Origin of the sequence: Amycolatopsis albidoflavus, from assembly GCF_039525725.1 — a bacterium.
Classification (GTDB): Bacteria; Actinomycetota; Actinomycetes; order Mycobacteriales; family Pseudonocardiaceae; genus Amycolatopsis; species Amycolatopsis albidoflava.
Genome location: NZ_BAAAHV010000017.1, coordinates 300,979 through 327,242 on the forward strand (window position 1 = coordinate 300,979; position 26,264 = coordinate 327,242).

A 26,264-nucleotide genomic window follows, 5' to 3' on the forward strand; every position below is an offset into this window, starting at 1 on the left:
CAGCCCTGCGCCGAACCGGTGTGCCGCGATCCCGGCGGATGGGCGCACAGACTTCCCGGACTCCGGGCGGGAAAGTTCATGCTCATTCCGGGCGCCAGCGTGATCACGAGGGGACCAAGACGAGGGCCGATGCGGTCTTAGTACTGCGATCGGCGAGGATCAATGGGTGGTAGACGACCTGAGCGGGCTTGGTCCGCAGGGCTTCGAGCGCCTGAGTCAGGCGCTGGCCGTCCGTGTCCTAGGGCCGGGCGTTGAGGTGTTCGGCGAAGGACCGGATGGAGGGCGCGAAGCGACCTTCCGCGGCCGGCTGCCGTATCCAAACTCCACCGAACCCTGGGACGGCTACGGCGTCCTACAGGCCAAGTACAAGGCGAAGATCATGGGGACCGGATCGGATACGGCGTGGCTGCGACAGCAGGTCACCGCCGAACTGAAGGCGTGGTCCAACCCCAGCAAGAAGCGTGTACTCAATGGTCGGGTGCCCGAATATCTGATTTTCGTGACCAACGTATCACTCTCTGCTGTCCCTGGGCAGGGCGGGAAAGATCAAATCGACGCGTTGATCCGAAGCTACGCGACAGCGCTGGGTCTGAAGGACTGGGCAGTCTGGGACGGGACCGCCGTCTCCACCTTGCTCGACAGCTACCCCGACGTCAGGCGGGCGTTCAGAGCCTTGATCACGCCGAACGAGGTGCTGGCGGCGATGCATGATCGTCTCACTGCACCTCCCGCTCCTTCGCGAGTCGATGTCGTTCTTGCCGGTCCGCAGTTTCGCCCTGGCCAGCCCGGACGCGAAGCGACCTTCCAACCCGTCTATGACGTGGCCGGAGGCGCCGACCGTCTAGGCGAGGCGATGGGGGAAGTACAGGAAGCCGGGCCGGGCTGGGTTCAGCACTTCGCTGGCGGACCTCGTGGCGAGCCCACGGTACTGGTCGAATTGCCCGGAAAGCCTGCTTCAGCCGTCGCTCGCACCATATGGGACGACCTGCAGGCGATCGGAGGCGGGCTGCCAAATTCCGGGACGATCGGGATTGGTTTTCCGGCCGTCAACCGCGCCGACCCTGATCCATTCATCGGCTCGGACCGCCAGGTGATCGAACTGGTGGGCGGGCAGTGGGGGCGTAAGGGTCGTGGCCGCCTGATTCGCCGGCCCGGCGAGACCCCGGTGTGGCAGACGGAGATCGTCTTGGACAGCGAAGCGACCCGAGACAAGGACTCCTGGACGAGCTTGTCGGACAAGCGGGACCTTCGGCTACGAGTTGCCGGACGAATCCCGCTGGCAGTGGAGGACTGGGCAATCACCGACCCCGGTCGGGTGAAGATGCTGACCGTCCTACAGCAGACCGGAATGGGTGAGGTTTGCCGTCGCCTTGCAGACCGATATGGACTCGACGCCGCCGGGGTGGACTGGCAAGAGATCGACGAATCTGACGGTCACAACAACAGCCGGTTCAGCGCGTATCACCTCAGTGTGCCCGGCGTCGATGCCCGCCCGGCAGTGTCGATTTGCTTGTACATGGTGCTGCCCGACGGCTACACCACGGAATTGCGGACTGTGGTTGACCTGCGCGTCGACTTCACGGCGCTAGGACCCAATACGGAACCGACTGCTCCCGCGCAGATTCCCGCCGCTCTTCGAATCACGATGACCGAGTTGATTGAGTTCTTCACACAAGCCTGGCACGTCGCCACGATGGTGATGCCGCTGGCAGCCTTGGACGACCTGATCCATACACCGCCTGCCGGCGCACCGCGCCTGGAGTTCTACATCCAGAGCGAACGTCCGGAAAACGGAGGAACAGATCGGACTGTCAGGCCCTTGGACATGGTCGACCTGTCTCGTCTTGGCACTCCACGCAGTAGGCAATCCCGAGATCTATCCGTGGCCATTACTACTCCCCTAGGGCTATCAGGCGAGGACGTCGACAAGTGGATCCATCAGGCGCTGGACCGGATGGCCGCCGACTTCGGGCTGGTCGTCCGCCCGCCGAGCGTGAAGTAGTTGAGCCCGACTCGACTGGCTGACGCACGGAATTCTCGTGAGGCAGTTCAGTTCTCGTCGAAGTGCTCGACCGCGGCTCTGCGGATCTGCGCCAGGCGCTTCGAGACGGCGCTGTGGCTGGCGTACCCGAGTATGTCCGCGATCTCGGTCTTGCTGGTCATGCCGCTGTTGAGCAGCACCACGATCTCCCGGTTCCTGGCGTCCAAGAGCGCGAGGAAGTCGTTGGTGACCAAGTTGCCCAGCACCTCGCTCTCCGGACCTTGAACCGGCGTGGTGTCGGTCAACTCAACGAACTTCACGGTGACCTTGCGTCGCTTGCCGTGCAGCTTGCGTTCGAAGTCTTCCCGCGCGTACGACCAGTGGCTGGAAAAGTCGTCCTCGATCCTGTGCGAGCGGACTGCGTCCACGATGCTGCGCAGGCGGCCAGTCTGGTCGGCGGCCTCCACGGTCTCGACCACCGCGTCGTGGGCATCGTCCTCGCCGAACCACACCGGTCCGCCCATCCGGGGGTTGCCGGCTACGGCCCCGGTGAGAACGCTGCCATCCTCCAGGGTGACCGGACCGGGAGTCTTGCCCTTGTCGACCTCGGGGAAGTCACGCAGTCGGTCCTGGATGGTGGCGGTGACCGCGGGCACCCAGAAGTCCAGGTTGTGGGCCAGCAGCCGGATCGGGTCATCGGCCGAGAACGCCTTCATCTTCGATCCCGAGATCAGGTGCGGCCACACGGTCGATGCCCAAGCGCGGGCAAGCCGGGCTTCGAAATCGGCCGGCAGGAACTCGTCGATGCCCGCGTGGTCAGCCAAGAACGGCCACTGGCCGCCACGTAGCGTCGGCAGTCCGAACATGTCCACGACCGGCTTGGGCAGCATGTGCAGCAGGGGCGCGTACTCGAAGTACCGCGACCGAGTGCGCGGCACGAACGTCACGTTGACGTCGCCGAGGTCCGCGATCTTGGCGATTGGCTCCGGCATGTCATCAAAGTCGAAGAAACGGCGCCGGAACTGCGCAGACTCCCACAGGAGGTTCCATTGCCCAACCGCGCCGACTAGTTCCAGGTCCGAGGTGTGGGGCATGGCGAGCGCTACGTACTCCGGCGGAGCCGGTTCCAGTGGACGGACCACACCACTGAACAGGAACCCGGCCGACATGTTGGTCAGGCACGGGAACTCTTCCGGGGTCGCCGCCTCGTCGGGAAGAAGCACGTTGTCACGGCGCCACGCCAGCATTTCCGCCGCGGTTGGCTTGCGCTCCTCGCCCACCTTGTCCTCCGCCGTCCGCTGGTCTGCCCGATCGTCGATCTGAGTCATACCTACATCACGACAGTCGCGGCTGATTTCGTTCCGAGCGCCACGACCAGCAACACATCGAGTACTCCCTCCGCCTCCAAGGAGGGTGACCGAAGACGAAACTGCAGGCGCAAACGCGAGCTGCGGCACGCCATCGACCACGTTGCAGGGTGCGGGTGCTGACCGGCCAGCAAGCCGCCGACATTGCACGGTGATCAGGTGTATCGCCGCGAAGCTGATCGCGACGCAAAATCGCAGGTCAAGGCAATTTTCTGGGGGTAGGGTGACCTTGATTCGGGCGTTGGGCCCTGGCCGGTAAGAAGGAGACGCGGTGGACGGGGAACACGACGTCGATGGAGCGGCCGACCGCGTGGCGCCTGCCCTTGCCGAGCCAGGCCCGTACCTGTGGCGCACTCTGCGCGCGCAGGCGTCCGGGGCGACGGCGACCGCCGGCAAGGAGGCCCTGCTCTACACCGACAGCGTGCTGACCTCCGCGCAGGACAGGCTCGACATCGGCGCGGCAACCGTCCAGGTGGCGGTCGGCTCGCTCACCGATCCGGCGGTCCCGGCAGCGCGGGTTGTGCTGCGCTGGTGGGAATACGACGAGTCCGACGCACCCCTACGGCCCGACTATCCGACGCGGGTCGTCAACGCCCAGGACTACTGGCTCGGGATGCACGTTGACCAGGAGTTCGCTGCAGTGCTCAGCCTGCTCCTCGGGGTGCGGATGCGCTCGGGCGGCACGATCCGCCGGTATCGCCCCGATGACCTTGCCGGCCGCACCGACCTCGTCGAGCACGTCGTCCCCACCCTGCCGCCGCGAGCCTGGAGCGGGCGCCCGATCGTGCGCGTTCCCGTGGGCGGGCAGGAGCGGGTCCCGCTCGACGACGTTGTGCCGCGCGTGGCGAACCTGCGCCTCGTGAGCGCGCTGCACGCGGTCACGATGGTCCGCGCCGCGTCGGTGTTCTCCGACGCGCTCTGGGTCTGTGATCACGAACCGGAACTGGCGTGGCTACACTGCGTCACCGCGCTGGAGTTGGCCGCCGACCGCTACGACCGAGACCAGGTCAACGCCGTAGAGCTGCTCCGCAAGGAGACGGGCAAGAAGAACTTCGAGAAGGTATCCGCGGAAGGACCGGAGGCGTTGGCTCGCGCCGCCGAGCAATACCGTCGCCGGACCAGGGCGGAGAAGAAGCTCTACGCCCTGCTCGAAGCTTTCCCTCCCGCGGCTCCGGCCGTTCGGCCCGCCAGCCCCACGTGGGCCGGGCTGAACTGGGATGACCAGGCCGATCTGCGTCGTCGGGTTGAAACGATCTACGCGCACCGCAGTGCACGCCTACATGGTGGGGTGCAATTCCCCGCCCCGCTGCTGATCCCGCCGCTCGTGCCGGGCGCCGAGCACGCGGGTGGCGTCGACGACGTCGAACCGGTCTGGCACGGCGGAGGACTCGGCTGGCGCAACGCCGATCTCCCGCTGACCTTGGACGCCTTCGTCCACCTAACCCGCAGCTGCTTGCTCGCCTGGTGGGAGTCGCTGACCACCGCGACAATGACCTCCGCGAAGCACGAACCGAGTAAGGCTGGAGACTGGCAGCGATGACTCATCAGAGGACGGCACAGCGTGGGTAGGTCGCGATCCCGCAAGATCAGCGCGGAACTCGGTCTCAGTTTGGCCGAGCGGGACTACCTCACAGCTGCAGTCTTCGATGCGAACTGCTTCGGTTACGGTCGCCCCGATCTGAACTATCTCGAATTTTTGGCTCGCCGGTTGGCAGAGGTCGGGATCGAGACCTGGGTTCCCGAACCTGTGGCATGGGAGTGGGCTCAGCACGTCGCAGACGACTGGGACGCGATGAGAGTCCGACTCGGCGATGAACATCGCAGGGTGAAAAAGGCTGGTCTGTCGTCGTTTGAATCGCCTTATGGGGACGTCGCTGAAGTGGCTGACGCGTTCCTGGTCAAACTTGGCGAATTATCCAATGTGACCTTGGTACCGTTGAGTTCCAACAACGCCCGCCAGGGCCTCCGTGACCAAATCCTTCAGTTGGCGCCAGGGCGCCGGAAGGAGGGAGTCAAGACTGGCGCATCGGACTCTGCCTGGCTGCGGGACGTTCTCGACCGAACCGAGAGGGACGTCGCTCGGCTCCTGTTCGTTAGTGAGGACAAGGACCTGCGTGCTGCTTTGGCCGCGTGGGGGTACGCGGAGCCGCTCACGCGTCCGCTGAAAGATCTCTTAGCCACACTGTTCGTCGTCACAGTCGACTCTGGTGCCGCCACTCAGGTGTTGCTGCGGTACCTGCTGGACACACTGCCGGCGGAACAGGGGGCGAACGTCTTCGACGTCGGCGAGGCCCCCGACCTTCAATCAGTCGTCGAACGGATCATCGACCCGCCCGAGGAGAGCCCGCGCATTGACAACGTGACGATCAGCAGGGTGACCAAACTCGCCGGCATCGTCTCGGTGACCGTGGAGGTGACTGACAGGGGGCAACCTCAGGGCGCAGATGGCGGAGATGGCGAACCCGACGTCAGCAAACGTGGTATGTACGGCCAGTTCGAGCAAAAGTCGCCGCACACGGTGCAGGCGACCGTGATGCTCCTGGCTGACGCGGAAGCTGCCGTCAGTCGTTACGACGCCGATGACCGCTACGTGACCACCGTAACAACGGTGCCGGATGTACTCCTGCGCGCAAACATGGTGTTCGACTTGGAAGCTGGGGTGGTCGTCGCCGTGCGACCCGAAGGGGAAGTGGCCGCGTTCGGACACCACGATGCCTACGATGATGAGAACGATGCGTACTTCGCGGTGCTAGAGGAGATCGGGGATTTGGTGCCCGGTCTGGAGATGTCTGAGAAGTTGGCCATGTCGGAATCGTTCGACGAAGAGATCAATGGTCGTAAGGTTCATGTTGAGTACAGGGCGATCGATGCTGGCGAGTGGGTGCTGCACGTGGAGATCGACGAGCACGAAGCTGAGCTCAGCTGTTGGTACGACGTCGGCGCTCGGGTATGGGATGGCAAAGACTCGTTTGATATGCCAGGTGCCTATCCGATGAGCGTGAGCATTTCCGCATCGTCCAATCCGGCATGGGCCCTGTCCGGCTGGATCATCGAACGGCTCTACGGCTAGTCCCCCCGTCCACGTCACATCAGAGTTTTCGTAGACCCCGTAGCACACGGGCGAGGAAATCGAGGGTGGGATCGGGCTGTGCGCGGGCGGCTGCGGCTGCTGAGGCGCGCTCGTCTTCGACGCTCACGATGGTAGCCGCCACGCCATCGCCGGGTACGCCAAGCTGCCCCACGCACGGTAGGTATTCGGTCGGTGGCCCGTGTTCGGCGACAGGGGGCGGTGACCGGTGATCGGCCGAGACACCGCCGGTGCGTAGCGGGCTGAAAGGCAATCGCGGAAATGGCAACGCACTGATGACGGCGCCTCGACCGACGCAGTGTGCATGGGGTGCCGGTTCGGACCCTTCGATGAGACAACTGGGCTCGGAAATCACCTGTGGCACAACAAGTCCTCGGTCGAGGTCATCAACGCGGTTCGTGGAGTTCTGTCTGCCAAGAGACGAAGGCTTCTTTGAGGTCAACCTTGGCCGCTGGCCATGGCGCTCAGCGTGTCGACCAAGACAGATCCGGCGGTCTCGACGGACCCCAGGAGGTCGTTCAGTATTGCCTCCGGGATCCGTCCGGCGCCGAGGCCGGCCTGCTCAACGAGCGCGCTCAACGCTGCGATCTGCTCGGGTATCGCCCAAGCGCGACATTCGCTGTGCGCCAGTACCTCCCGTGCAACGAAGGCATCACCTGATCGCTCAGCATCCTCGACGAGCTCGGTGCAGAGAATGCGTGCTTGGCATCCTGCTGCAAGGGCAAGGTCTACGGCAGCAAGCCCGAGCCGAGTCCAGAACAGTGCTGTGGGACGGTCCGTGGCCTCGCGCGCACGCCGGACTGTGGTGATTAGGTCGATAACCTCAGCAGCATCAAGGCGCTGGTCTCTGTGGAGCGCATAGCCGCGAAGCAAGACCGCGACCGCGTGCTCCCAGGATGCGGTTGCGACCGCGTGCCCCCAGGACTCGGTCGCGGCCGAGGTGTCGATCAAATCGAGGGAATGGTCGATCTGCCCACTGAGGGCACAGGCGACGATGCGTGCCTGCCGAGCCTCGCGAAGATGGGTGCTCGCGTCGTCGTACTTCTCGGCGTGTACTGCAGCATCGACCCACTGACCAGCGGCCGTGAGTGCACGGGTTCCCTCATCGCGCATGACGTCACGAAGCCAAGGGTCTACAGTGGACAAACTGTCCGCAATCAGTCCGTTGAAGTCGATTTCCTCGCCATGGACAACAACATAACCACCATTGTGCACAGCGTCGCGGATTGCTTCGAGCTCGCGATAAGCGCCTGCAGGATCGCCAGCCCGGCGGGTCAGTCGAGCAAGATTGACGATGGGCTGAAGCGCGGGGATCATCGCGACACCAGAGATGGGCGACGCAGCGCGGAAAATCTGGAACTGCTGGCGGCAGAGGTCAACCGCGAGGCCGGGCAAGCCGCAGTCAGCGGCGATCAGCGCGGAGAGGTTCCACACCGTGCAGGCCCGGTTGATACGCTCCTCCGCGGTGACTGGCTCACGACAGGAGGCTGCGCACTCCCGCACGTTACGCGCGTTCGTTTCCAAGTCAGGGCAACGAAAACGGCGCTGAGGTACCAATGGGAACCGCGCCAGGATCCGTTCCTCTGCATCGTTGGTAGTTCCGCTCGTGGAAGTCGCCGGCTTTGCTGTTTCAGCGGACTGCCGATCCGTTGCCTGACTCGGAACCGTACGCGCAGGTAGGTCCAGGATTGCAGTGCGTGCCGCCCATGCAAGGATGCTCTGTGTCCGCGCGGGCAGCCCGAGGCGGTTCCAATGGAAGATCACGGCGTAGCTCAGGACGTCGCGTAGACCGCGGCTCAGCGTGCCTGTGCGGGCTGCTTCACCCAGTTCCCGGCCCGCCTGTCGGAAGGCGTTGGCCCACGGCGTTGCGGAGGCCAGGGGGCCATCAGCGCCCAGCAAGGGGCCATCCGGGGTCGTGTCGGCCACCATCAATTGCTTGAGATCGCTCGCCATGGTGGTCACCTTGGCGACCGGGACGCCTTCGGGGAGTGGGCGTTCGTGAGCAACCCGGTCCCAGGTGTCACCCTGCTCGTACCATTCCAAGCCAGCGGCGCGCATCAACGTGTTGCACAGCAACAGTGACAGTTCGCGTCGTCCCAGGCCGACATCACCATCGCGGACGAGGCGCATGATGGCGCGGCTGTCCTCGCAGAATAGTCCGTGTGCGGTCGCCATGCCTTCCTCGCCGCCGAATGCTGCGGTCTCCGCTTCGTAGATTCCGGGCCACCACCGAGAGATTCGCCCATCGCTGGCGACTTGGTCGAGTGCGGCTGCCAGGTGATCTCGCATGACTTGTCCAGCTGTGCCGGGATGCAGCCGTAGTCGCCAGCAAGGGTATTTCCTCATGAACCACCAGTTGCTGACGAGACCGTTCTCTTCGGACTGGTTCAGTAGCGGAACGATCGTGTCGGCCGCGACCTGTTCGGAGGTGCTCCAGTCGGCGAACTGGATGTAGATCTGCCACCAACCCGACACTTGCTGTCGTTCGAGCGCCTCGCGCCCGGCGTGCCTGTAGACCTCGACGGCCTCGGCAAGGTCTGCCTGTCCGACTTGCTCGGCTGCGGCTGCCTCGTTCAGTGAAGTTCCGCCCAGGACCTGGAGAATGGCGCGCTCCGCGCACGAAGAGTCCGACGGCTGCGGCGCGTCCTCGCCTCGTTCCGCCACTCGTGGCGCTAGTCGATGAGTAGACATGCGTCCCATCCGGAGATCGGCGCGCTGTTGCGCGCGGCGGTGTGCAGGGCAAGAGCGGTTCCCGCTGTGCCTTCGAGGAATCCGCGGTTCGTAGCCGGCTTCTGATTGGCTTGGTGGCCTAACCGCGAGGCCAGCCCTGGAAGGTGTTCGGCGAGCCCAGCGGTCTGGGAGTCTTGTGCGGATCGCCAGACGGTTTGGTACAGGCCAGCCCAGCCGTGGCACACGCTGCCGTCCGTGATGTGTCCTTGTTGGACAGGGTCGTCGAGGCAGCGAGTCAGTGCCTGTTCGTACATCAGTTGCCGTTGAGCATCGCCGACGGCGATGCCAGCCAGCTGGCCGGCCCGGGCGATGCCGGGTGTGCCGTAACACCAACTGGGACGTGCGGGGCCTGACTGGTTGGGATGGCCGGTGCGCAGCTCTGCGAGGGTAATCCATTCCGGCCACCAAGGGCCGGCGTCGCCCTCCTGCTGCCAGGCGTCGAGCCATTCGCAGATCGCGGCGATCGCCGCGTGCTGACCGTCTACGGAGCTCCCTCGCCGGATCGCCTGGCTGAGCAGGGCAAGAGGCCCGGCGATTCCGTGCGCCATGCCAAAGTTGCTGTGCCCGTGCTGGAAAGGAGCAGAGTCACGGCGGTGGGGATCGTGGCCAACCCACCAACCAGGCAGCACGTCACCGTTGATCAGCCGAGGTTTGGCCAGAGCGACGAGGTAGCCAAGAACTCGCTCCATGGCGGTGCTGCCAGGTGCGCGACGCAGGAGCAGCGCGCCGATACCGCTCAGCCCGAAGAACACGTCGTACTCGCGGAAGTCCGGGAGTCTGCCGGCCTGAAGGCGGGCCATTGCGGATTCGACGCGTCGGTGCGCGAGCGCGACGACGTGCCTGTCGACATCGGCGAGTGCGTCTTGGTAGCGGTCCTTGGTACCGGACGCGGCATTGTCCAACATGAACGTGACAGCAGGGGCGCCCAGGTAGAGGCCCGAGGTGTCGGTTGCGCTGACTTGCCCGGCGACCGCTGCCATGATCCAGCGATGAGCATGTCGCCATGTACCGCGCCCGGCCAGTGCGCGTTCGATGTGAAGTAGGGCGATCCCGGCTGTCCCCTTGGTGAGTGATTGCGCGACCCAAGGTTCGTCGTCGGGCGGAGGCTCGGGAAGATCCACATCAGCTGCGCGTCGCTGGGCAATCTCGGCGATCTCGGCCGGTGTGATCGTCACCGTCGTCACTGGTTCTCCGCGCGACGAGCGTTGTGCCGCAGCGCGCATGCCCGCGCGAGCCGGCCTGTGACGCGCTCAAGCGCCGGATCGACGCCGACCGAGCGGTTGTGGTGCAGATGAAGCAGCGACGGCAGAACCGCCAACGGATCGCGTTGCTCCGCAAGAGCTTCTCGATACGCACCCAGCGCGACAGCGCGGCGCTGCCATGCGGCCATGACGTCGTCACCACCGGGCAGGGATCGCAACGTCGTCAATGCGCCATCTGGGTCAGCAAGTGCCAGGGATCGCCTGCGGAGCGCAGAATCCAGCGGCCCGTGCTCCCGACGAAGCTGGCGAATCAACCAGTCAGCTCCGGCCTGCGCGGAGCCGGCGAAGTTCACCGCGAGGTCGACGAAGCTGGCAGCCGCTACTGCTTGGGCGTGAGCACCAGCCCGGACAGCCAAGTTGATCTGGGCGAGAGCAGCTGCGGAGTCCGCGGAGAAGACGTCGTACGCGCGATCCAATGCCGTTCCTGAACCGAATCGCCCAGCCTGCGGCTCGTAGGTGGACAGGGCTAACTGCGACAGCAGGTGCTCGACGCGCAGGGCGTTCACCCACTCAGAAAGGCGTTCGGCAGCCGGGCCGTAAGTGGACGGGCCGGGCAGACGCAGATACAGCACGAGGTACTGGTACGCGTCGGGTTGGCTCATCTGGCGATGGCGGCGGAACCACCAGCTGGGTCGGTCTTCGTCACCAAAGGCTTCGACCAGCCTGGCAAGTCGCTCGGTGAGTACCTCGTCGAATCGCCCTGGGTGTCCGTAGAGCTGTGCACACAGGATGCGTGAGACGCTCGGCAGATGGCCGGCATCGCCCGCGACGACCTGTCGCGGACCGGTGACCAGTGCGTGCTTGCGGGCCGCGGACGACGGGCCGAGAAACAATGGGATCAGAACCTCGTGGCGCCGGCCCAGCCAGGCGTTGTCTTGCGGATCAGATGCTTCGCGCAGTTCGAGCCGGTCACCGCGGTCCAGACGAGTCCGTAACAGAAGTCGGTGCACCCGGTGACTTAGGTCCACCGGCTGCCGGCGGTCAAGTTCGACCATTGCAACCCAGTCGGGGACACGCCACTGTTGCCGCCAGGCGTCCAGCCCGGCCTCCCACTCGGCGAACGTGGCACCGCGCCCCGGCAAGTCACTGGCAGCGAGCAGCCAGCGCGCCGGAGACAGGATCGTTCGCCGGTAACGAACTCGGGGAAGGTACGGGAGCCTGGCTGCGGCCCCGAAGTGAAACGCCTTGTAGACCGAAGCCCGTGCGGTCGTGATGTCGGCGAGGAACCGGGCCAGCGGCGGAGTCTGGATGCTGGCTTCCAGAGCATGTGCCACGCGCGGCTCGACCTCTCGACCGGTGGATATCTGGACGAGGTAGAAGCGGCGGTCGTCTGCGGTGACCGCAAGGTCTGCCATCGTGATCAGGTGCTCGCCAGATTCGCGGTGTTCGGCAATGGGAATCACGTGCGGCACCAGCTGTTCGGAGCGGACTAAGTTCTCGTTTCGTCGCTTGCGTGGTGTGAATGACAGCTGGGCGGCGATCGCGTGAGGCCCAGCGGCGGTGAAGGAGGCGGCGATGGCGTCACGGGCTTCTGCAGGCAGCAGGTGCGCATGGCGGCCGGCCATACTGCTGCCCGGCCTGGGTGTTCCAGTCACCGCCAGCGTGAACCGGCCGCGGGACAGGGCTTCCGCGGAGTGGGCACGGATCTCGACGGCCATTTCGGTACGAGTCGGCAGGTGCAGGTCGGCCGGATCGCTTGCCGCGAGGTCCTCGATTACGTGATCAGTCAGGACGATCTCGTCGCTGCCGTTCAGCGTTGCTCGCTGGATCATCGCCAGCAGCTTTTCGTCGCGTTCGGTCAACTGGCTTGGTGCGCGTCCGCGTGACGACCCCAGGTAGTCGGCGGGCAGACCGAGTCCGCTGTCGGCGACCAGGTCCAGGACGGGCACGAGCGCACCGATTCCATAGCGGGCACGGAAGCGGGAGTGATAGTCGCGCCACGCGGGATACCCCAACGGATACGGGGAAAGGCGATGCAGGATATGGACTGCGTCGCGCGCCTCGTGAATGACCTGCTCGGGAATCTCGATGTCGCAATCCAGGATCGTGTCTACGATCACCGGCAGATCCGCGACAGCGCTCAATGCCTGCATCCGTCTGGTCAGGGCCCCATCGCTGACAACACTGCGACCACCCGCCGAAAGCTGACGGTGAATCGCCGCGAGCTCCCGCGTCGTGCTCGCGACCTCAGGGATCGTCTCGGCTTCGACTGCCTCTAGTTCTTGGCAGACGTGGCCGAGGGCGTCTGAACAGGTCATCGGCGCGCTCAAGCCGCTGATCAAAATCCTCTGATCGAGCAGGCCCGTCAGCATTCCGTCGATCTGCTGTGCAGTCGCCGTCGAAAACTGAGCCATGAGCAGGTCGCGGAGGACGCTGAACCGCACGGGTGTTCGGGCTGCTTCGACGGCTGCACGGACCGGTCGGCTGTACTTTACGGAAACCTCGACTGGCGCCAACTCCTGGCCAGCTCCGTCTGGAGCTGGCCCCGGCGCCACGAGTCGATCGCCGCGGACGTGGGCGGCGTCGTTGACGACCACGGACAGCCGCTCCAGTAGGGGCGAGCACTGGTGCAGGCGTACGAGAACGTCGCCGAGCCATGCCGCATCCGCACGGACGGCGACGGGGTGGTCGAGACCCCAACGTACTTTTGCCGTGGTCCCTACCCGCGCCAAGCCGATGCCGGCAAACAGTCCAAAGGGGGTTGGGCGCTGCTGCCACCGAAGGAGGTAGGACGCCAAAGCGGTGACGACTCGACGAACCGTTCGGGCGTCATGGCTCCCGGTAGCGAGCATCTCGTCGAGCTGATGGTGCAGCGCAGGACTCGCGTATGCGATGGCTTCGCGAAGGTCGCTGCTCTGCCACTGCCTCGACAGCCACGCCACGCCGTTCTGGACGGGGTCCTCGTCGAACAGCTCCGGCGCCTCGGATAGGTCCAACCCGCCCGACTCGGTGCTGGCGCGGAGCACAGCCATGCCGGTATGCACGTACGTCGTCGATGACCTGGGTGTCACGTTTGGACTCCTGGGACTCTGCGGCGGGCGGATTAGCTGACGGGTGCTGCTGGTGCGCCGCGGCGCACCAGCAGCACCCGATGAATCAGGACGGATCGTCTGCGAACGAGTTGCAGGAACTGTCGCTGCCGGCGCAGGTGTTGCCGCACCCATCGTCCGTCGGGCAGTCCCCCATGACCGGGCCATAGGCCACGACCACCCGGACGTCGAGCGCGAACTCGTCCTCACCCGCGGCGGCAGGTCGCTCTGCCAATGCCGTGGCGCCGCCCGAAGACAGGACCTCCAACATGTGGGTCACTCTCCTTACTTGGTGTGTTGGTGCAGGGACACCTGACCGGCCGCGGCGTTCGCCGCATTTGGCCAGGAGATCGTGATCCGGCTGTGCTTCTTGTCGACGACGCGTCCGTCGGGAATCTGGTCGTCCGCCGTGTCGATCGGGTAGACACGGAACTGCGGGCCGGGTCCGCCGCGGTGCTCTCGCTCCCAGATCCGAAGCTGTTCTGCTACTTCCTCGGCGAGCTTCTCCGCGTCCGGACCGAAGGCGTGGGCGCCGAACTCCACGTCGTCCTCGTTGGAGGTGCTGCGAGTCGTGACATAAGCCAGGTTTCCGCCAGCGACCACGGCCATCGCGGCGGAGTGACTTCCTGGCGGGGAAATCAGGCCGGTGCTCAGCTTCTTGTCCACCACCACTCGGCAGAAGCCGGACAGCGCCGTCGCGAGCCACATCTGCGTGTCGGCCCACGGCTCGAACCGCCCGATGGTCGCTCCGCTCCAGACCTCTACCCGCGGCATGGCGAACACGCCTGCCAGCGCGGTCGGGTCGACAGGAACCTCGTCGTCCATGCGCAGAGTGACTTCGCCGTCGCGCATCACGAGGAGCTTGCCCTGGTGCGCTCCGGCGCCCTGCATCTGCACGAACCCGAACAGCCGGGCCGACCGGCTGACCAAGCACCCGTCCGCCTTCTCGAAGGCGATCGTCCGCGAGAGGCCCCTGATCTGCAGCGGCACGATGAGACGTCCGGCCTCAGCAAGTTGCTCCACCCAGGCCGGGGGGACGTCCCACGCGCCGACGGTGACGAGGATCCGGTCGTACGGACCGTGCTCAGGAACGCCGAACTCGGCGTCGGCCCGCACGACATTGACGCCTGAGTAGCCTGCTTCCCCGAGGAAGCGGCTGGCCCGTTCGGTGATGTCGGCGTCGATGTCGACCGTGGTCACCCGTCCGGAAGGGCCGACGAGCTCCTTGATCAGCGCAGCGTTGTATCCGCCGGAGCCGATTTCCAGCACGTTCATGCCTTCGGTGATCTCGGCCTGCTCCAGCATGTGCGCCTGCACCTGCGGCGCGGACACCGAACTGACCGAGGTCCCCTCCTCGTCGCGCTTGGTGACCACGCCGTTGTAGAGCTGGTAGACCTCGTCCAGCTCGACACCGGGAGCGAACAGCTCACGGGGCACCTTGCGCATCGCCGCCTCGACCTGAGCCGACAGGATGGTGCCCTCGACGATGAGGGTGTCGACCATCTGCTTGCGCAGCTCGGCGGCACGGTCCGAGCCGGCCGCGCCGCTGTTCGCTTCTTCGGGTACAGCCATGTCGTTCACAGGTCTTCCTCGTCGTCACTCGTTGCGGTTGGAAGGTGAAACTTCTTCTCTGACAGCGCTGGTCAGAGCGTTGTACTGTATCGGTTTGATCACGGTGCGCAATCACCTGTCGTCCTTTGTTACCGACCGTCACACTCCTTCTGCCTCTGTCGGCCTCGCCACCACGCACGGCCGCGTACTGGGGCCGACGTTGTCATCGATCCTGCTCCTCCTGGTCGAACCAACTGCCGTCGTCCTGGGGCAACAGCGGAGATGTTTGCGGCCTCTTTCGCGGCCACAGACGGTCGTGCAAGTCGAGCGGCACTAGATCGCCAAGCCGCAAGCCGGCTGCCAGCGCACGGTGGGCGGCGTCATCGAACCCAGCGCAGGGCCAGGACTGAGCCGAGCACAAAGGGCACGCCCGCGGCTGATCCGGCGACGGCAGATGCGCCGCCAGGTCGTCGACTGCTCGGCCCGCTCGACCGAGCGGACTGTCTGCCGCAACGATCACAGCGAGAACCTCGCGGACACGCCCCACCTGTCACACCACCGCGTCCGGAGCACCGCGCCATTGCACCTGCCCATCAACCAGGTACGCCTCCGCGTCATCTGTCGAGCTTTCCCCCGCCTGCCAAGCGATCCGGCCTCCGACCGTCCGCACGTAATGTCCGCGCTGCACGGCGCCAAACAGGTAAGCACCCGCTGTTCCCCGTGAGCGTCTAGCCACCCATGGTGGGAACTCCGCAGCCGGGAGTTCTTGTTCTAGCCACGATCGAGCATCGCGGGACGACGGGAACTCCCTTTCCGCGATCGTGTCTGCGGTGTCGTCGTCACCGATGCCGACGCCGACTGTGGCGAGGAACGCCGTAGCGTCGGCAACGCGTTCCCGTGCAGGCTCAGCAACGGAAAGCGTAGCGCCGTTGGTCGTAGGGATCGGCCAGTAGCGTGTTCCGCGGACGATGCGCAGGAGTGGCAGTAGATCATCGCGCAAGCCGGGTGTGATCGCGATGGCGCAACGAGAACTCGTGCTGTGCTGACTGCCGTCCGCGTCGACAACGAGCGCGCCGGCCTCCAGGGCGATGATCGTTCCTGCCGCAGTATCCCAACTGCGGTTGCCCAGCGTGAGGCTGGCATCGATCGCGCCCTCAGCAACCCAGGCCAACTCAACCGCCGATGACCCAATGCGTCGAACTCGTTGCGCTCGTTGGGAAAGTGCTCGGTCCAGCTTGGCTGAGGCTCGCGTCCGGGCGGTGCCACCCTCTCCTGATCCGTAGTCGCTGAGCGCGATCATCGAATCCTCAAGGGCTGTCGACCGTGAGACAGTTATGGGATCGCCGTCTCGGAATGCCCCGCCTCCTTTTGTCGCCCAGTAACGGTGGCCAAGGAACGGGGTGTCGATGACACCGAGAACAGGTTGGCCGTGGTGAACGAGCCCCAGCGCCACTGCGCAAAGCGGAACTCCGTGGACGAAATTGGCGGTCCCGTCAACAGGATCGAGCACCCAGTAGACGCCCGGGTCTCCGGTCGCGCCGGTCTCCTCGCCAAGGAAGCCGACATCTGGTACGCGCTGCGCGAGGTGGTCTCGTACGAGATGTTCAATAGCCACCTCAACCTCGGTCACCAGGTCACGATCGCCCTTGGCCTGAACTTCGCCGGCCTGGCGGCGCATGAGGAGATTGACTGCCTTGTCCATGGCGTCGTGCGCAACGACGAGTAGGCGTGCAGTGTCCAGAGTGCTCATCGAGATCTTAAGCGCCCTTCTGGTGACGAGGCTCGGATTCCGACAGAACTCCGTGCCTGCTGGAGCTCTTCAATGCAGAGTCCGTATACGCTCCCAAGCTGGTCGTCGTGGCGGCCGTCATCCTCCTGAACTTGTTCCCACCGCCAGGGGTCTTCGGCGAACGGTGCTTCGATGCCGTTGTTGGCAAGCGCGACCCAGCGGCGAACGCAACCCACACAACGTCCACAGTGGAGCAATGTGTTTTTGGGCTTCATGCAGGAGTGCGTACAGATGAGATCATCGACCGGCAGCGACTGGTCGACATACCAGCGCACCACCTCGGTCTTGGTCATGTCCCGAAACGGGCTGTCGACTCGAACCTGACGTCCGACTGCCTGGGAGATGAGCTCAGATAGGCGCTCAAACGTCACGGAGCTCTTGTCGGCGCCGCGATTCCGCTTGACCGCGACACACCAGACAGTGTCCGCGCGATGACACGCAAGCGCAACGAGATGCAGTTGTCGCAAGGGGATCACACCGTCCTGCAACTCCCACGACCCCAAGTCGAGCTCGCGGCTCACAGCCAACCTGATGCCATGTCGACGCGCGAGGGTGTCGAGGGCCCGGTACTCCTGGTCGCGGTTCCGATCGCCGAGGTCAAAGTAAAGCGCCTGCGGCCTGCCGAGGTAGTGCCACGCGACAAAGCTGTCGATGCCGCCGCCGCAGAGGAGAATCTCCCCTGGGGATGCCGTTCCCGTTGTTGTCCTGTTGCTGCTCATTCCGGTGCCCACGTCTGCGCCTCCCTGTCGATGACCGAGGCGATCTGACGGATTCGGTCGTCCGTGTCCCGCTGCGTGAGGATGATGGCGAGGGTTGAGTCGACGTAGTTTCGCGCTCGCAGGCACCCGTCATCGGCATAACGTCCGAACAGTGGCACCTTGTCGGCCGCGACCGTCAGGAAGCTGCCGACACAATTGAGCACACCCAACGCTGCAAGGCGTGCACTGAACTCCCGAGGCCGCGGTAGTTCAAGTCGGAACAGCGGGTACTGGTGGTTCGGATCCTCGAAGCGCACGCTCTCGGTTGGCCGTATGCGTGGCGTACCAACCAACAACTCGGCCAGCAGCCTTGTCTGCTGGGCACGGTCGCTCAGCAGCTTGTCGAGTCTGACCAGGTTGAAGCGGGCGATCGCAGCAAGGGGTTCAGCGAGCGCATAGTTGTGACCCAGTTCGGCGTTTTGCTGATGACCAGGCGGCGGAGTTTGCCAGTGACTGCGGGCTGCACGGCAGCGGTCTGCCAGGATTTCGTCATCAGTAAGGACAAAGCCACCTTGGCCGGACCAGAGGATCTGTCTATCGCTTGTGGACATACAGCCCAGTTCGCCGAAGGTTCCCGCGTACTGGTCGTCGAAACGGGTGCCGACCGCGTCACGCGCGTCCTCTACAACCTTGAGTCCGTGAGATCCCGCGAACTCGACGAGCCTGACAACGTCGCCCGTGCGGCCCCAGAGGTGCACGGCGATGATCGCGCGGGTTCGCTCGGTGATCTTGGATGCAACGTCCTGAAGGTCGAGGCTAATTCCACCGATCCCGCTGTCAACGAAGACCGGCGCGGCTCCCAAGTAGAGGATCGGAGCGACCGAACTTGGCGATGCGGCGGCCGAGACGAGTACCTCGTCATCCTTCCCCACGCCAAGTGCGATCAGGGCACAGTGCAAGGCGGCGGTGCCGCTTGCTACGGCGATCGCTTCGGCGGTGCCGAAGTGTTCAGACAGCTCCCTCTCATACAGATCGACCTGGCCGGTAGCCCAAGGATCCGGCATTCGTTCTGATACGGACGTCAACGCGTCGGGCAAGGTGATGGTCACGCGGCAGATCCAGATGCGGAGTGCTCGGCGGGTTCGTGAGAACCTTGGCGATCTCCCTCGCCGTGCAGCAGCCCTGCGGCGTCCATGGCAATGAGTTCGCTCGCGAGTGCGGTCGCCAGCCGACGTTCACGGTTACCGGCCTTCCACGACTCCGGGGACTTGAACGTCATCGGACGTTGAAGGCGAGCTGGGATGGTCATGAGCTGCGGTGGCTCCGTCGTTGCGGTCGGGTGGTCGGGGTGGTCAGGGTGTTTCAAGTCCAGGAAAGCCCGAAGGGTCGGATCAGCTTCGTTGCCGAAGGCCCAGACAACCCTGCCAGGGTTGAAGACGTCGAAGTCCGGCTCCCGAAGGGCTCGCGCTGCGGTCACGCGGTCAGACTCCGTGATGGTGAGCAAGTCGACGTGGCTCCTCCAGTGATAGGAAGCGACCAGGGCCACCGGATCCAGTCGTTCGCCGCACAGGTGGAAGGCGAAGCCGTCGTCGACCAACTTGTGGAGCATCTCGTCAACCGCGTTGGACCAGCCGTTCCTGATCGTCAGGCGGTTCATCGTGGTCAGCAAGCTCATCGTGATCACCGTGGTAGTCGTTGGAATGGGCAACCGGCCACGGCGAGGTCGGGGGGCGGCCCTCGCCGCGGCCGGTGCGTTCATGAGATCGTGACCAGGCACGACGGGGGCAGATGACATTCGATGACATTCGCGGAGGAGCACGCGAGCGTGGCTCGACATGTGACGATCACCGGTACCCGCTCGATCCCCATCGAGTCTGAGCTTCCCGGCTTGTTCGACAGCTACCTCCGGCCGTTCGCTGCCCCGGACGCTCACTTCTACCTCGGAGGTGCCGCCGGCATCGACACGACCGCACTGGACTGGCTGGCTGACCGCAGTCAAGCGGCGTTGACCGTCGTGGTGCCGTGCACGGTTGTCGACCAACCGGCAGCGGCGGCGGCGTCCATCCGGCGATGGCAGGACGCAGGCCGACTCGTCGAGGTCGTGGAGTTGGGTGCTGCCCGGTTGGGTACTGCGGCCTACCACGCTCGCAACCGGTGGATGGTCGATCGCAGCGGCTTCGTGATCGGCTTCCCGCGAGGCACCGCGCCGGCCAGCGGCACCTGGTACACCGTGAACTACGCAGCCGAGCAGGGCAAACCGCGACTCGTCGTACCCGTGTGACCTCGTCCGGATGGTGTACTGAACATCGTGACCACGACCGACCGGGCGTCCGGGGCGCTCCTGCTGCGCCAGCTGCGCGAGGGGCGCGGCTGGTCCTGGGCTGATCTGGCTAGAGCACTTCGAGATACCGCGCGTCAGCTCGCGGTTGCCTCCCTGATGAACAGGCAGGTCGCCAGCATCCAACGCACCGTCGCCCGGTGGGAAAGCATCGCCGACCGAACCAGCCCCGGCGACCGCTACCAGTTCCTTCTGGCGCAGGTCTACGCGCGAACCCCAGCCGGCGACCTGGCGATTGGTCCCGGATCCGATTTCGACACCTTGCTGGAGGCGCTTCGTCATTTCGGAACGCCGCCTCAGCGGGTACGACAGCTCGTCGAGCTGATTGGCCACGGCGGACGGGGCGACAGCGGCGACCTGCTCATGCTGCTGGCTCCTGGTACCCGGTCGACCATCGCCGCGATTCAACGTGACCCCTCGAAGCTCGACCATGAGGTCGTCAGCCGGTTGCACGAGGCGGTCATGGCGATCAACGGGCTGGTCGGTACGACCCCATTCGTCCGTCTCCAGCTCCAGCTCGCGCCCATCGTCCAGTCCTGCCGACGGCTCCTGGAGCTTGACCAGGTCGGTCCGCGGCAGGAGCTGATCCTGCTCGCCACGACCGCGTACTCGCTCGCCGGCCGATTGGCCTTCGAGACTCGTGACGACGAGGCGGCGATGGCCCTGTACGCCGATGCAACCAAGGCTGCCGGGAATCTCGCGGACCGAAGCCATCGAGCCGCCGTCCAGACGAGCCACACGATGGTGACGTTGCACGCGACCGACGACCTGAAGGTGGCGCGGACGATCGCCCGCGCCGCAACCGTCGACGCTCACCGCGGCTCCAGCTACGCGATTCGAGCTCGCGCACACGCCGTGCACGCTGAAATTTGCGCTCGGGCTGGTCAAGCCGACGAGGCGGCTGCTGCCCTGGATCGAGCGTGGAAGACCGTCGAGCAGCTGACCGTCGATGATCCGCACGGTGGGTTTAACGCTGACCGGTTGAACGGGTTCGATGGCCTGTGCGCTCTCCACGCGGGCGACGCGGGCCACGCACACGACAGCCTCGACAAGTCGGTTTCCGCTTTGCGGTTGTCGCGAGACGCTGTCCAACGCGGCATCGTCAGCACCGATCTGGCTCTCGCACGTTTGCGTCTCGGCGATCCGGCCGCCTGCGTCAATCTCCTGCACGAGGCCGTCGACATCACCGCGGCCACGGGCGGCCGAGTCGCCGCACAGCGGATTCGGCTGGCTCGGCGCGATCTCCGCCCGTGGCGAACCGAGGATTTCTTGGCTGAGCTCGATGACCACATTCACGACACCCTGATTGGGCGCTGAACAGCACCAACGCAGTCGATGTGCTCGGTATGCACGATCGACGGCCGTGGCGACCGCCCGAGGCCGAGCGCACTGCGCGTCCGACATGTGAACACCTTCTATAACGATGCGTGCATGAACCGAGACGCATAGTCAACCCGCCAAGATCGTGACGAGGTACCGTCCACGACCCGTCCGCTGGGCGTCCGCGGACCGGCCTCCAGAGCATCGGGACACCTACATCGGGCACCATGACGGTGACCGTCATGCAGGCAGGGAGGATCTTCACGTGGCAAGGATCGAAGCGGTCTTCTTCGACGTGGGCGAGATACTGGTCGACGAAACCCGCGAGTACGGGACCTGGGCCGATTGGCTCGGAATTCCGCGCCACACGTTCTCCGCCGTCTTCGGCGCCGTGATCGCTCAGGGTAAGGACTACCGGGAGACCTTCCAGGTCTTCAAACCGGGCTTCGACCTCGCGGTGGAACGCGAGCGGCGAGCCGCCGCCGGCCAGCCGGAGACCTTCTCCGAGGAGAACCTGTACAGCGATGTGCGGCCGTGCCTGCGGGAACTCCAGGATTCCGGTCTTCGGGTCGGCCTCGCCGGGAACCAGACCGCACGAGCGGAGGAGATCCTCAAAGCACTGGAACTGCCCGTCGATGTGATCGGTACTTCCGACGGCTGGGGCGTGGAGAAGCCGTCATCCGGGTTCTTCGACCGGGTCATCGAGGAGGCCGGGGTCGCTGCGAGCTCGGTGTTATACGTCGGCGATCGGCTGGACAACGACGTCCGCCCCGCCCAAGAGGCCGGTATATCGACAGCACTCGTTCGCCGCGGGCCGTGGGGGCACATCCTCCGGATGCCCGAGGTCGAGCAGCGCTGCTTGTTCCACCTGGCCGGCCTGGCCGAGCTACCTGCTCGTGTCGCCGCGCACAACGCCGAGCAAAGCTGATCAAGCCTCGCGAACGGGGCCACTCAACGCCCGAACTCGTTCGTCCAGCTCGCCGATGTAGGGAGTGGCGCTCAGAGCTGCGCGAACGTCAGGTACCCGTTGCAGTGCTGTGCTGTACGGAGCCTGCTCAATCAGGTCACATGCCTGTCGAACGGTGGCGACGGCGAGTTCAGCATCGGTCGGTGCATGTGCCGCGGCGAGGTCGAACAGCAGGACGGCCTTCTGCTTCGTCGCGGTGTCGGCGAGGTTGTCCAGCGCGCTTTGTAGCCGGCCTGCTGCCTCGCGGTTTCGGTCAGCCAGCAGCAGGGCGTTGCCGGCGAAGCCGTCGAGTCGTGAGGCGTCGAAGAAGTCGAGCCATGTGGGGTCGGTTCCGGCTGTCACGAGCGCGTCCTCGGCAGAGCGGATACGAGTGAGGCTTGCCCTCGGCTGCCCAACGCGGGCGGACACCTCGGCGTCGACGCAGTGGAGCCACGAGCGCAGCAAGGGGCTCGCGCCATAGCGTGCGTGCGCGTGCGCTGCCGCGAGGTAGTCGCGAGCTGGCTTTACTTGCCCGTCGAAGCCGGGCACGAACGCGCGATGGCCCAGCACAGCGGCGGCGATAGCGTGATCTTGCGACGTGCTAGCTGCATCGTCCGCAAGCTGGAAGAACTGTTCGGCTGTATCTGCTTGAGCCAGGTCGAAGAACAACAGGCGCGACGCAAGAAGCGCGGACTCGGCGACGGCGGATGCCAATTGCCGTGACTGTGACGCTTCAACGTCCGAGGTCGACTTGAGCATGCCGGTGCCGAGGTGGACGTGCGCTGTCACGGACGGCAGGAGTTCGGCCGCTGCAGTGGTCCAATACAGCTCGCGATGGGAGGTGGTGATCGCGGCGAAGGCGTCAACGGACTGTCGGTCCAGCCGCGTCCGATGTTCACCAGCCAGTACTTCGGCGCCGTCGGGGATCGCGATGCCGTTTGAGAACAGTGCGGCGAGACTCGCCCCGAGCAGGCCCTTTAAGAACACGGGCCGACTGAACTCAGCATTGCCACCCAGCAGCACCAGCATCACCTTCTTCACCACGGTGTCGACGAGTTGCTCGTCCATGAGGCCGTTGGCCGTAGGCGCAGGTACGACCAGATCGGCAGGACACAGCGCGAGCTCCTCAGCAGAGAGCAGACCGAGCTCGCTGGCCGGAAGGCCGAAGACCAGCACGAGGTGCTTCTTGTACCGCGGGTCCGGCTTGCGACCGCCCGTTTCCCAACGTCCGACCATGTCGGCGTTCAGGCCGGCCTCGCCTTCACCGGCCTGCTCGATGCTCCGCTTGATCTGTTCGACGACTTCTTGATGGCTCCAGCCGCGCTGGAGCCGTTGCCATCGCAGCCGCGTGTTCGGAGGGTGCTTCGGCGTCGACGTTCGACGTGTTCCCATCGCGTCTTCCTCTGGTCTGCCTGGTGAGCTCGCCTTACCCGAGAGTAGGAGCTGACGCGGCTGGGCGCGACGCTGGCCGGGGTACGGACGGGCAGTGGACGGTCCCTGGGCGGTAGTCCTTCGCCGCGAGCGAGGGTTCGATCAACAGTGGACCGCTACCAGCGCAAACGCAGGGATACCGAAGACAGTGACTGAAGACCACCGGGTGCTGGCATGCGGGCGACGACGTGATCGCCGCCCGTGCGCACTACGGGATCTTCGGCAGGTTGAAGCTTCCGCTTGCGGCGCCGCCGATGAACGCCTCCCACTCTCCAAAGGTGAAGACCAGCACGTAGCCATCCGGGTTCCGGCTGTCCCGCAACCCGACGGCGTTGCTGCTGAACGACACTTCGACACACTGGTTGTCCGGAGGGTTGCTCAGGGGCGACTTGTGCCATTCGGCGAAGTTGGTGTCGAGATGACGCTTGTGAGCGTCCTGGATGTTCATCTGCTTCTTCGTGCCCTTCCGGTCTCAAGCCGCAGGTCAGCTACAACGACGCGGCGATTTCCAGCAGAGTGCGTCTGGTCTGCTCGGGCCCGCTGGCCGCCGCCTTCTGGTGGTCCCACAGGGTCAGGTACCGCGCGGTCCTCTTGCTGTTGTCGACGTACTCCCCACCGTCATGCTGCTCCAGGTAGATGATGTCAACCGCCGGCTTCGTGTCATAGCCGAAGATCGTGTAGTCGTGACCTTGCCCCATGTAGTAGCCGACGCTGAACGGCACGATCTGAAGTTCGACGTTTGGCCGGTCGATGGTCTCGACGAGCTTCATGATCTGGGCCTTCATGACCGGACCGCCCTCGGTCCGGCGCAGGGCCGCCTCGTCGATGATGAACCAGAACTTCTGGTCGACGTTGTCCAGCACGGTTTGCCGGGCGATGCGGTCGGCGGCGTACTTGTCGATCTCCTTGGCCGACAGCGAGGGCCTCCAGGCCCGTGCGTTCGTGCGCGAGTAGTCCTCGGTCTGCAGTAGCCCTGGGACGACCAACGCCTGGTACGCGGAGTATCGGTTGCAGCTCGGCTCCATGTCGACGAGCAGCCGGAGGTACTGCCGGAACCTGGTGCTGAACGCCCCGCGCTTCGTGCGGTGCTTGCTCTCGGCTTGGAGGTCTCGGGTGTAGTCCCGGTCCGCTTCGTTGGCGTCGTAAAGATCGAGCAGGGCGTTCAACTCGGTCAGCTGAATCCCGCTTCCACCTTCAATGTGGGCGATCTTCTGCTGCGTACATCCGAGGACTTCGGCCGCCCGATCCTGCGTGACGTCCGTAGCGTCTCGGAGCCTCGCGAGCTGGTTGCCAAGGACGACCTTCATCACGGCCGGAGGCAGCTCTCGGCGCGGTTGTGTCACGGACTCCCTCACCTCCACAGCGTGTCTGGTTGCGGAGCGTATCCGCAATTCACCCAATCGGTCGCCTAGTTAATCTGAGTACACAAGTTACCGTCTAAGTGCAGACGCACCAAAGCCCCAGGCCAGAAGGAGCGCAGAGCGATGAGTACACAAGTTAACATCGCCGCTGCGACGGCCGCGGTCGCCCCCAGTGCCATACAAGTCCCCGCTGAGACGTCGTGGGGGTCTGGGTTGGCGATCGCAGCGGCGCTCCTTCTCATGGTGGGCTGCGTGGCCGGAGTCGGTGCCGGTTGGTGGTACCTCGGCGAGCGGCGTCGAGTCCGACGCTGTCGTGCGCACGTACCACCGACTCCACGCCCCGAGGCACCGCTGACGACGGGTGTCACCCTTGCCTCCCAGGGTGTTGATCAACCCGTCGCCCGGTCACGCAGCCCCCGGCACACAGCGCCGACAACCCGCTCGGCTGCGAGCCGCCGAGCGGCTCCGCCAAGCACATCTCCGCAGCGCAGCGCGACTCGCGCTGCCTGACACCCTGCCCTGTCGAAGGAGGTGGCCCGTCGTGACCACGTCGACCACTCGTACTTCAGCCGCATGCTCGGATTCGACCTCCGAAGATCGCTGCAACTTCTACCGCAGTGAATACGGACTACCGGCGACCGTTGACCGCTCGAAGCGGCGCATCCTCTTGCCTGTCGGTGGGCTCATCGGCGCCATCACCATGCCGCTCGAACTTGGTCGGCGAGTCCAGGCCGGCCTCAAGATCCGGATGCTCGCCGGCCCAGTCATCGAACGCGCACAGACCCAACGATGGACATTCATCACGGGCCCCGGCCACACACTCGACGACGCGGTCCACGCGGAAGTCCTCCGATTGGGAGCATCGGTCGCCCCGGAAGGCGACAACATCGTCCTGCCATCCCCCGACGACGAGCGCCTCGGCCTCTGGTGTTGGGAATGCGCTCCGAAGGCGCTGAAGGACTTCCCGCCGCAGTCGGCGGTGATTGCTACCACGAGGGCTATGGCCTCCGCCGGAAGGTGACCGATCCGCGGCAGCGACGCCGCGGCCAACCCTAGAGCGCCGGTGCGCCGATCCGGCCCCGACCCGGATCGGTACACCGGTTCCCAAACGACTCGGCCTGCATCGAGCAAGCGACGAAAGGACATCGATGATGAGCCCAACGATCTTGCTCTCCCCGTCCCCGCTGGCCCCGTCGATAGTCACCATGCGAGGCAACGCTTTCGACACAGCGAGGCTGCGCATCCTCCCACCTGCTGCACCGCAGTGGTCGCCGGCAATCCTGCGCTCCAACATGGTGCATCTTCAGGAAACTGAAGATGGACAGCCGCGAAAAGTTGCCATCGGCAACCACATCGCTCGCATCGCACCAGCA

At 65.1% G+C, this 26,264-nt stretch carries 20 protein-coding genes; 7 read left to right on the forward strand and 13 right to left on the reverse strand.

Annotated elements, in window-relative coordinates; translation table 11 throughout:
* Positions 1–166 precede the first annotated feature (166 nt).
* Positions 167–2,002, forward strand: a complete 1,836-nt coding sequence (locus ABD156_RS28910) for a hypothetical protein (RefSeq protein WP_344280562.1) — start codon at positions 167–169, stop codon at positions 2,000–2,002.
* A gap of 47 nt (positions 2,003–2,049) precedes the next feature.
* Here the strand turns inward: ABD156_RS28910 and ABD156_RS28915 are convergent, their stop codons facing one another.
* Entirely contained in the window at positions 2,050–3,450 is a 1,401-nt protein-coding gene (locus ABD156_RS28915) for a sigma-70 family RNA polymerase sigma factor (RefSeq protein ID WP_344280565.1), read from the reverse strand.
* A 169-nt stretch (positions 3,451–3,619) separates the two neighbouring features.
* On the opposite strand from ABD156_RS28915, the gene ABD156_RS28920 reads away from it, so the two are divergent.
* Together ABD156_RS28920 and ABD156_RS28925 are read left to right on the forward strand one after the other, a co-directional pair.
* Complete coding sequence (locus ABD156_RS28920; protein ID WP_344280568.1) at positions 3,620–4,888, forward strand: hypothetical protein; 1,269 nt, start codon at positions 3,620–3,622, stop codon at positions 4,886–4,888.
* A gap of 21 nt (positions 4,889–4,909) precedes the next feature.
* Entirely contained in the window at positions 4,910–6,418 is a 1,509-nt protein-coding gene (locus ABD156_RS28925; RefSeq protein ID WP_344280570.1) for a hypothetical protein, read from the forward strand.
* A gap of 456 nt (positions 6,419–6,874) precedes the next feature.
* On the opposite strand, the gene ABD156_RS28930 is transcribed toward ABD156_RS28925, so the two are convergent.
* The 9 genes from ABD156_RS28930 to ABD156_RS28970 all read right to left on the reverse strand — a co-directional run bounded on the left by ABD156_RS28930 (position 6,875) and on the right by ABD156_RS28970 (position 19,170).
* The gene (locus ABD156_RS28930; protein ID WP_344280572.1) at positions 6,875–9,100 is read right to left on the reverse strand and encodes a thiopeptide-type bacteriocin biosynthesis protein; all 2,226 of its coding nucleotides are present in this window, start codon (positions 9,098–9,100) and stop codon (positions 6,875–6,877) included.
* A gap of 8 nt (positions 9,101–9,108) precedes the next feature.
* A complete protein-coding gene (locus tag ABD156_RS28935; RefSeq protein WP_344280575.1) occupies positions 9,109–10,350 on the reverse strand; it encodes a lanthionine synthetase C family protein in 1,242 nt (413 codons plus the stop codon).
* Positions 10,347–13,400: a lantibiotic dehydratase gene (locus ABD156_RS28940; RefSeq protein WP_344280578.1), complete on the reverse strand. Its 3,054-nt coding sequence runs from the start codon at positions 13,398–13,400 to the stop codon at positions 10,347–10,349. The genes ABD156_RS28935 and ABD156_RS28940 overlap by 4 nt, the downstream gene beginning before the upstream one ends.
* A gap of 124 nt (positions 13,401–13,524) precedes the next feature.
* Positions 13,525–13,728, reverse strand: a complete 204-nt coding sequence (locus ABD156_RS28945) for an FxLD family lanthipeptide (RefSeq protein WP_344280581.1) — start codon at positions 13,726–13,728, stop codon at positions 13,525–13,527.
* A 14-nt stretch (positions 13,729–13,742) separates the two neighbouring features.
* Positions 13,743–15,029 carry a methyltransferase, FxLD system gene (gene fxlM / locus ABD156_RS28950; protein WP_344280584.1) on the reverse strand — a complete coding sequence of 429 codons (1,287 nt, stop codon included), beginning with the start codon at positions 15,027–15,029 and terminating at the stop codon, positions 13,743–13,745.
* Positions 15,030–15,558: 529 nt separating this feature from the next.
* Complete coding sequence (locus ABD156_RS28955; RefSeq protein ID WP_344280587.1) at positions 15,559–16,758, reverse strand: inositol monophosphatase family protein; 1,200 nt, start codon at positions 16,756–16,758, stop codon at positions 15,559–15,561.
* Entirely contained in the window at positions 16,755–17,528 is a 774-nt protein-coding gene (locus tag ABD156_RS28960) for a 7-cyano-7-deazaguanine synthase (RefSeq protein ID WP_344280590.1), read from the reverse strand. Before ABD156_RS28960 ends, ABD156_RS28955 begins: the two co-directional genes overlap by 4 nt.
* The gene (locus tag ABD156_RS28965) at positions 17,513–18,604 is read right to left on the reverse strand and encodes a DegT/DnrJ/EryC1/StrS family aminotransferase (RefSeq protein WP_344280593.1); all 1,092 of its coding nucleotides are present in this window, start codon (positions 18,602–18,604) and stop codon (positions 17,513–17,515) included. Before ABD156_RS28965 ends, ABD156_RS28960 begins: the two co-directional genes overlap by 16 nt.
* Complete coding sequence (locus ABD156_RS28970; RefSeq protein WP_344280596.1) at positions 18,601–19,170, reverse strand: hypothetical protein; 570 nt, start codon at positions 19,168–19,170, stop codon at positions 18,601–18,603. The genes ABD156_RS28965 and ABD156_RS28970 overlap by 4 nt, the downstream gene beginning before the upstream one ends.
* 150 nt (positions 19,171–19,320) lie before the next feature.
* Between ABD156_RS28970 and ABD156_RS28975 the strand changes: the two genes are divergently transcribed.
* From ABD156_RS28975 to ABD156_RS28985, 3 genes are all read left to right on the forward strand, one after another.
* Positions 19,321–19,776 (forward strand): hypothetical protein, encoded by a 456-nt coding sequence (locus ABD156_RS28975; protein ID WP_344280599.1) that lies wholly within the window; start codon positions 19,321–19,323, stop codon positions 19,774–19,776.
* Positions 19,777–19,803: 27 nt separating this feature from the next.
* Positions 19,804–21,150: an NsdA family TPR-like regulatory protein gene (locus ABD156_RS28980; protein ID WP_344280602.1), complete on the forward strand. Its 1,347-nt coding sequence runs from the start codon at positions 19,804–19,806 to the stop codon at positions 21,148–21,150.
* 268 nt (positions 21,151–21,418) lie between these two features.
* The gene (locus tag ABD156_RS28985; RefSeq protein WP_344280605.1) at positions 21,419–22,081 is read left to right on the forward strand and encodes an HAD family hydrolase; all 663 of its coding nucleotides are present in this window, start codon (positions 21,419–21,421) and stop codon (positions 22,079–22,081) included.
* Here ABD156_RS28985 and ABD156_RS28990 read toward each other — a convergent pair whose 3' ends face one another.
* The 3 genes from ABD156_RS28990 to ABD156_RS29000 all read right to left on the reverse strand — a co-directional run bounded on the left by ABD156_RS28990 (position 22,082) and on the right by ABD156_RS29000 (position 24,873).
* Positions 22,082–23,491 carry a helix-turn-helix domain-containing protein gene (locus tag ABD156_RS28990; RefSeq protein WP_344280608.1) on the reverse strand — a complete coding sequence of 470 codons (1,410 nt, stop codon included), beginning with the start codon at positions 23,489–23,491 and terminating at the stop codon, positions 22,082–22,084.
* A 247-nt stretch (positions 23,492–23,738) separates the two neighbouring features.
* Positions 23,739–23,978, reverse strand: coding sequence for a DUF397 domain-containing protein (locus tag ABD156_RS28995; RefSeq protein ID WP_344280611.1), 240 nt, complete (start codon positions 23,976–23,978; stop codon positions 23,739–23,741).
* A 40-nt stretch (positions 23,979–24,018) separates the two neighbouring features.
* Positions 24,019–24,873: a helix-turn-helix domain-containing protein gene (locus ABD156_RS29000; protein WP_344280614.1), complete on the reverse strand. Its 855-nt coding sequence runs from the start codon at positions 24,871–24,873 to the stop codon at positions 24,019–24,021.
* 559 nt (positions 24,874–25,432) lie between these two features.
* On the opposite strand from ABD156_RS29000, the gene ABD156_RS29005 reads away from it, so the two are divergent.
* Positions 25,433–25,912 (forward strand): hypothetical protein, encoded by a 480-nt coding sequence (locus tag ABD156_RS29005; protein ID WP_344280617.1) that lies wholly within the window; start codon positions 25,433–25,435, stop codon positions 25,910–25,912.
* Positions 25,913–26,264 lie beyond the last annotated feature (352 nt).

Bases quoted from the DNA above. Each gene is read 5' to 3' on its own strand.
- ABD156_RS28940 (WP_344280578.1), bottom strand. From the start codon at position 13,400: ATGGCTGTGCTCCGCGCCAGCACCGAGTCGGGCGGGTTGGACCTATCC.
- ABD156_RS28945 (WP_344280581.1), bottom strand. From the start codon at position 13,728: ATGTTGGAGGTCCTGTCTTCGGGCGGCGCCACGGCATTGGCAGAGCGA.
- fxlM (WP_344280584.1), bottom strand. From the start codon at position 15,029: ATGGCTGTACCCGAAGAAGCGAACAGCGGCGCGGCCGGCTCGGACCGT.
- ABD156_RS28955 (WP_344280587.1), bottom strand. From the start codon at position 16,758: ATGAGCACTCTGGACACTGCACGCCTACTCGTCGTTGCGCACGACGCC.
- ABD156_RS28970 (WP_344280596.1), bottom strand. From the start codon at position 19,170: ATGAGCTTGCTGACCACGATGAACCGCCTGACGATCAGGAACGGCTGG.
- ABD156_RS28990 (WP_344280608.1), bottom strand. From the start codon at position 23,491: ATGGGAACACGTCGAACGTCGACGCCGAAGCACCCTCCGAACACGCGG.
- ABD156_RS28995 (WP_344280611.1), bottom strand. From the start codon at position 23,978: ATGAACATCCAGGACGCTCACAAGCGTCATCTCGACACCAACTTCGCC.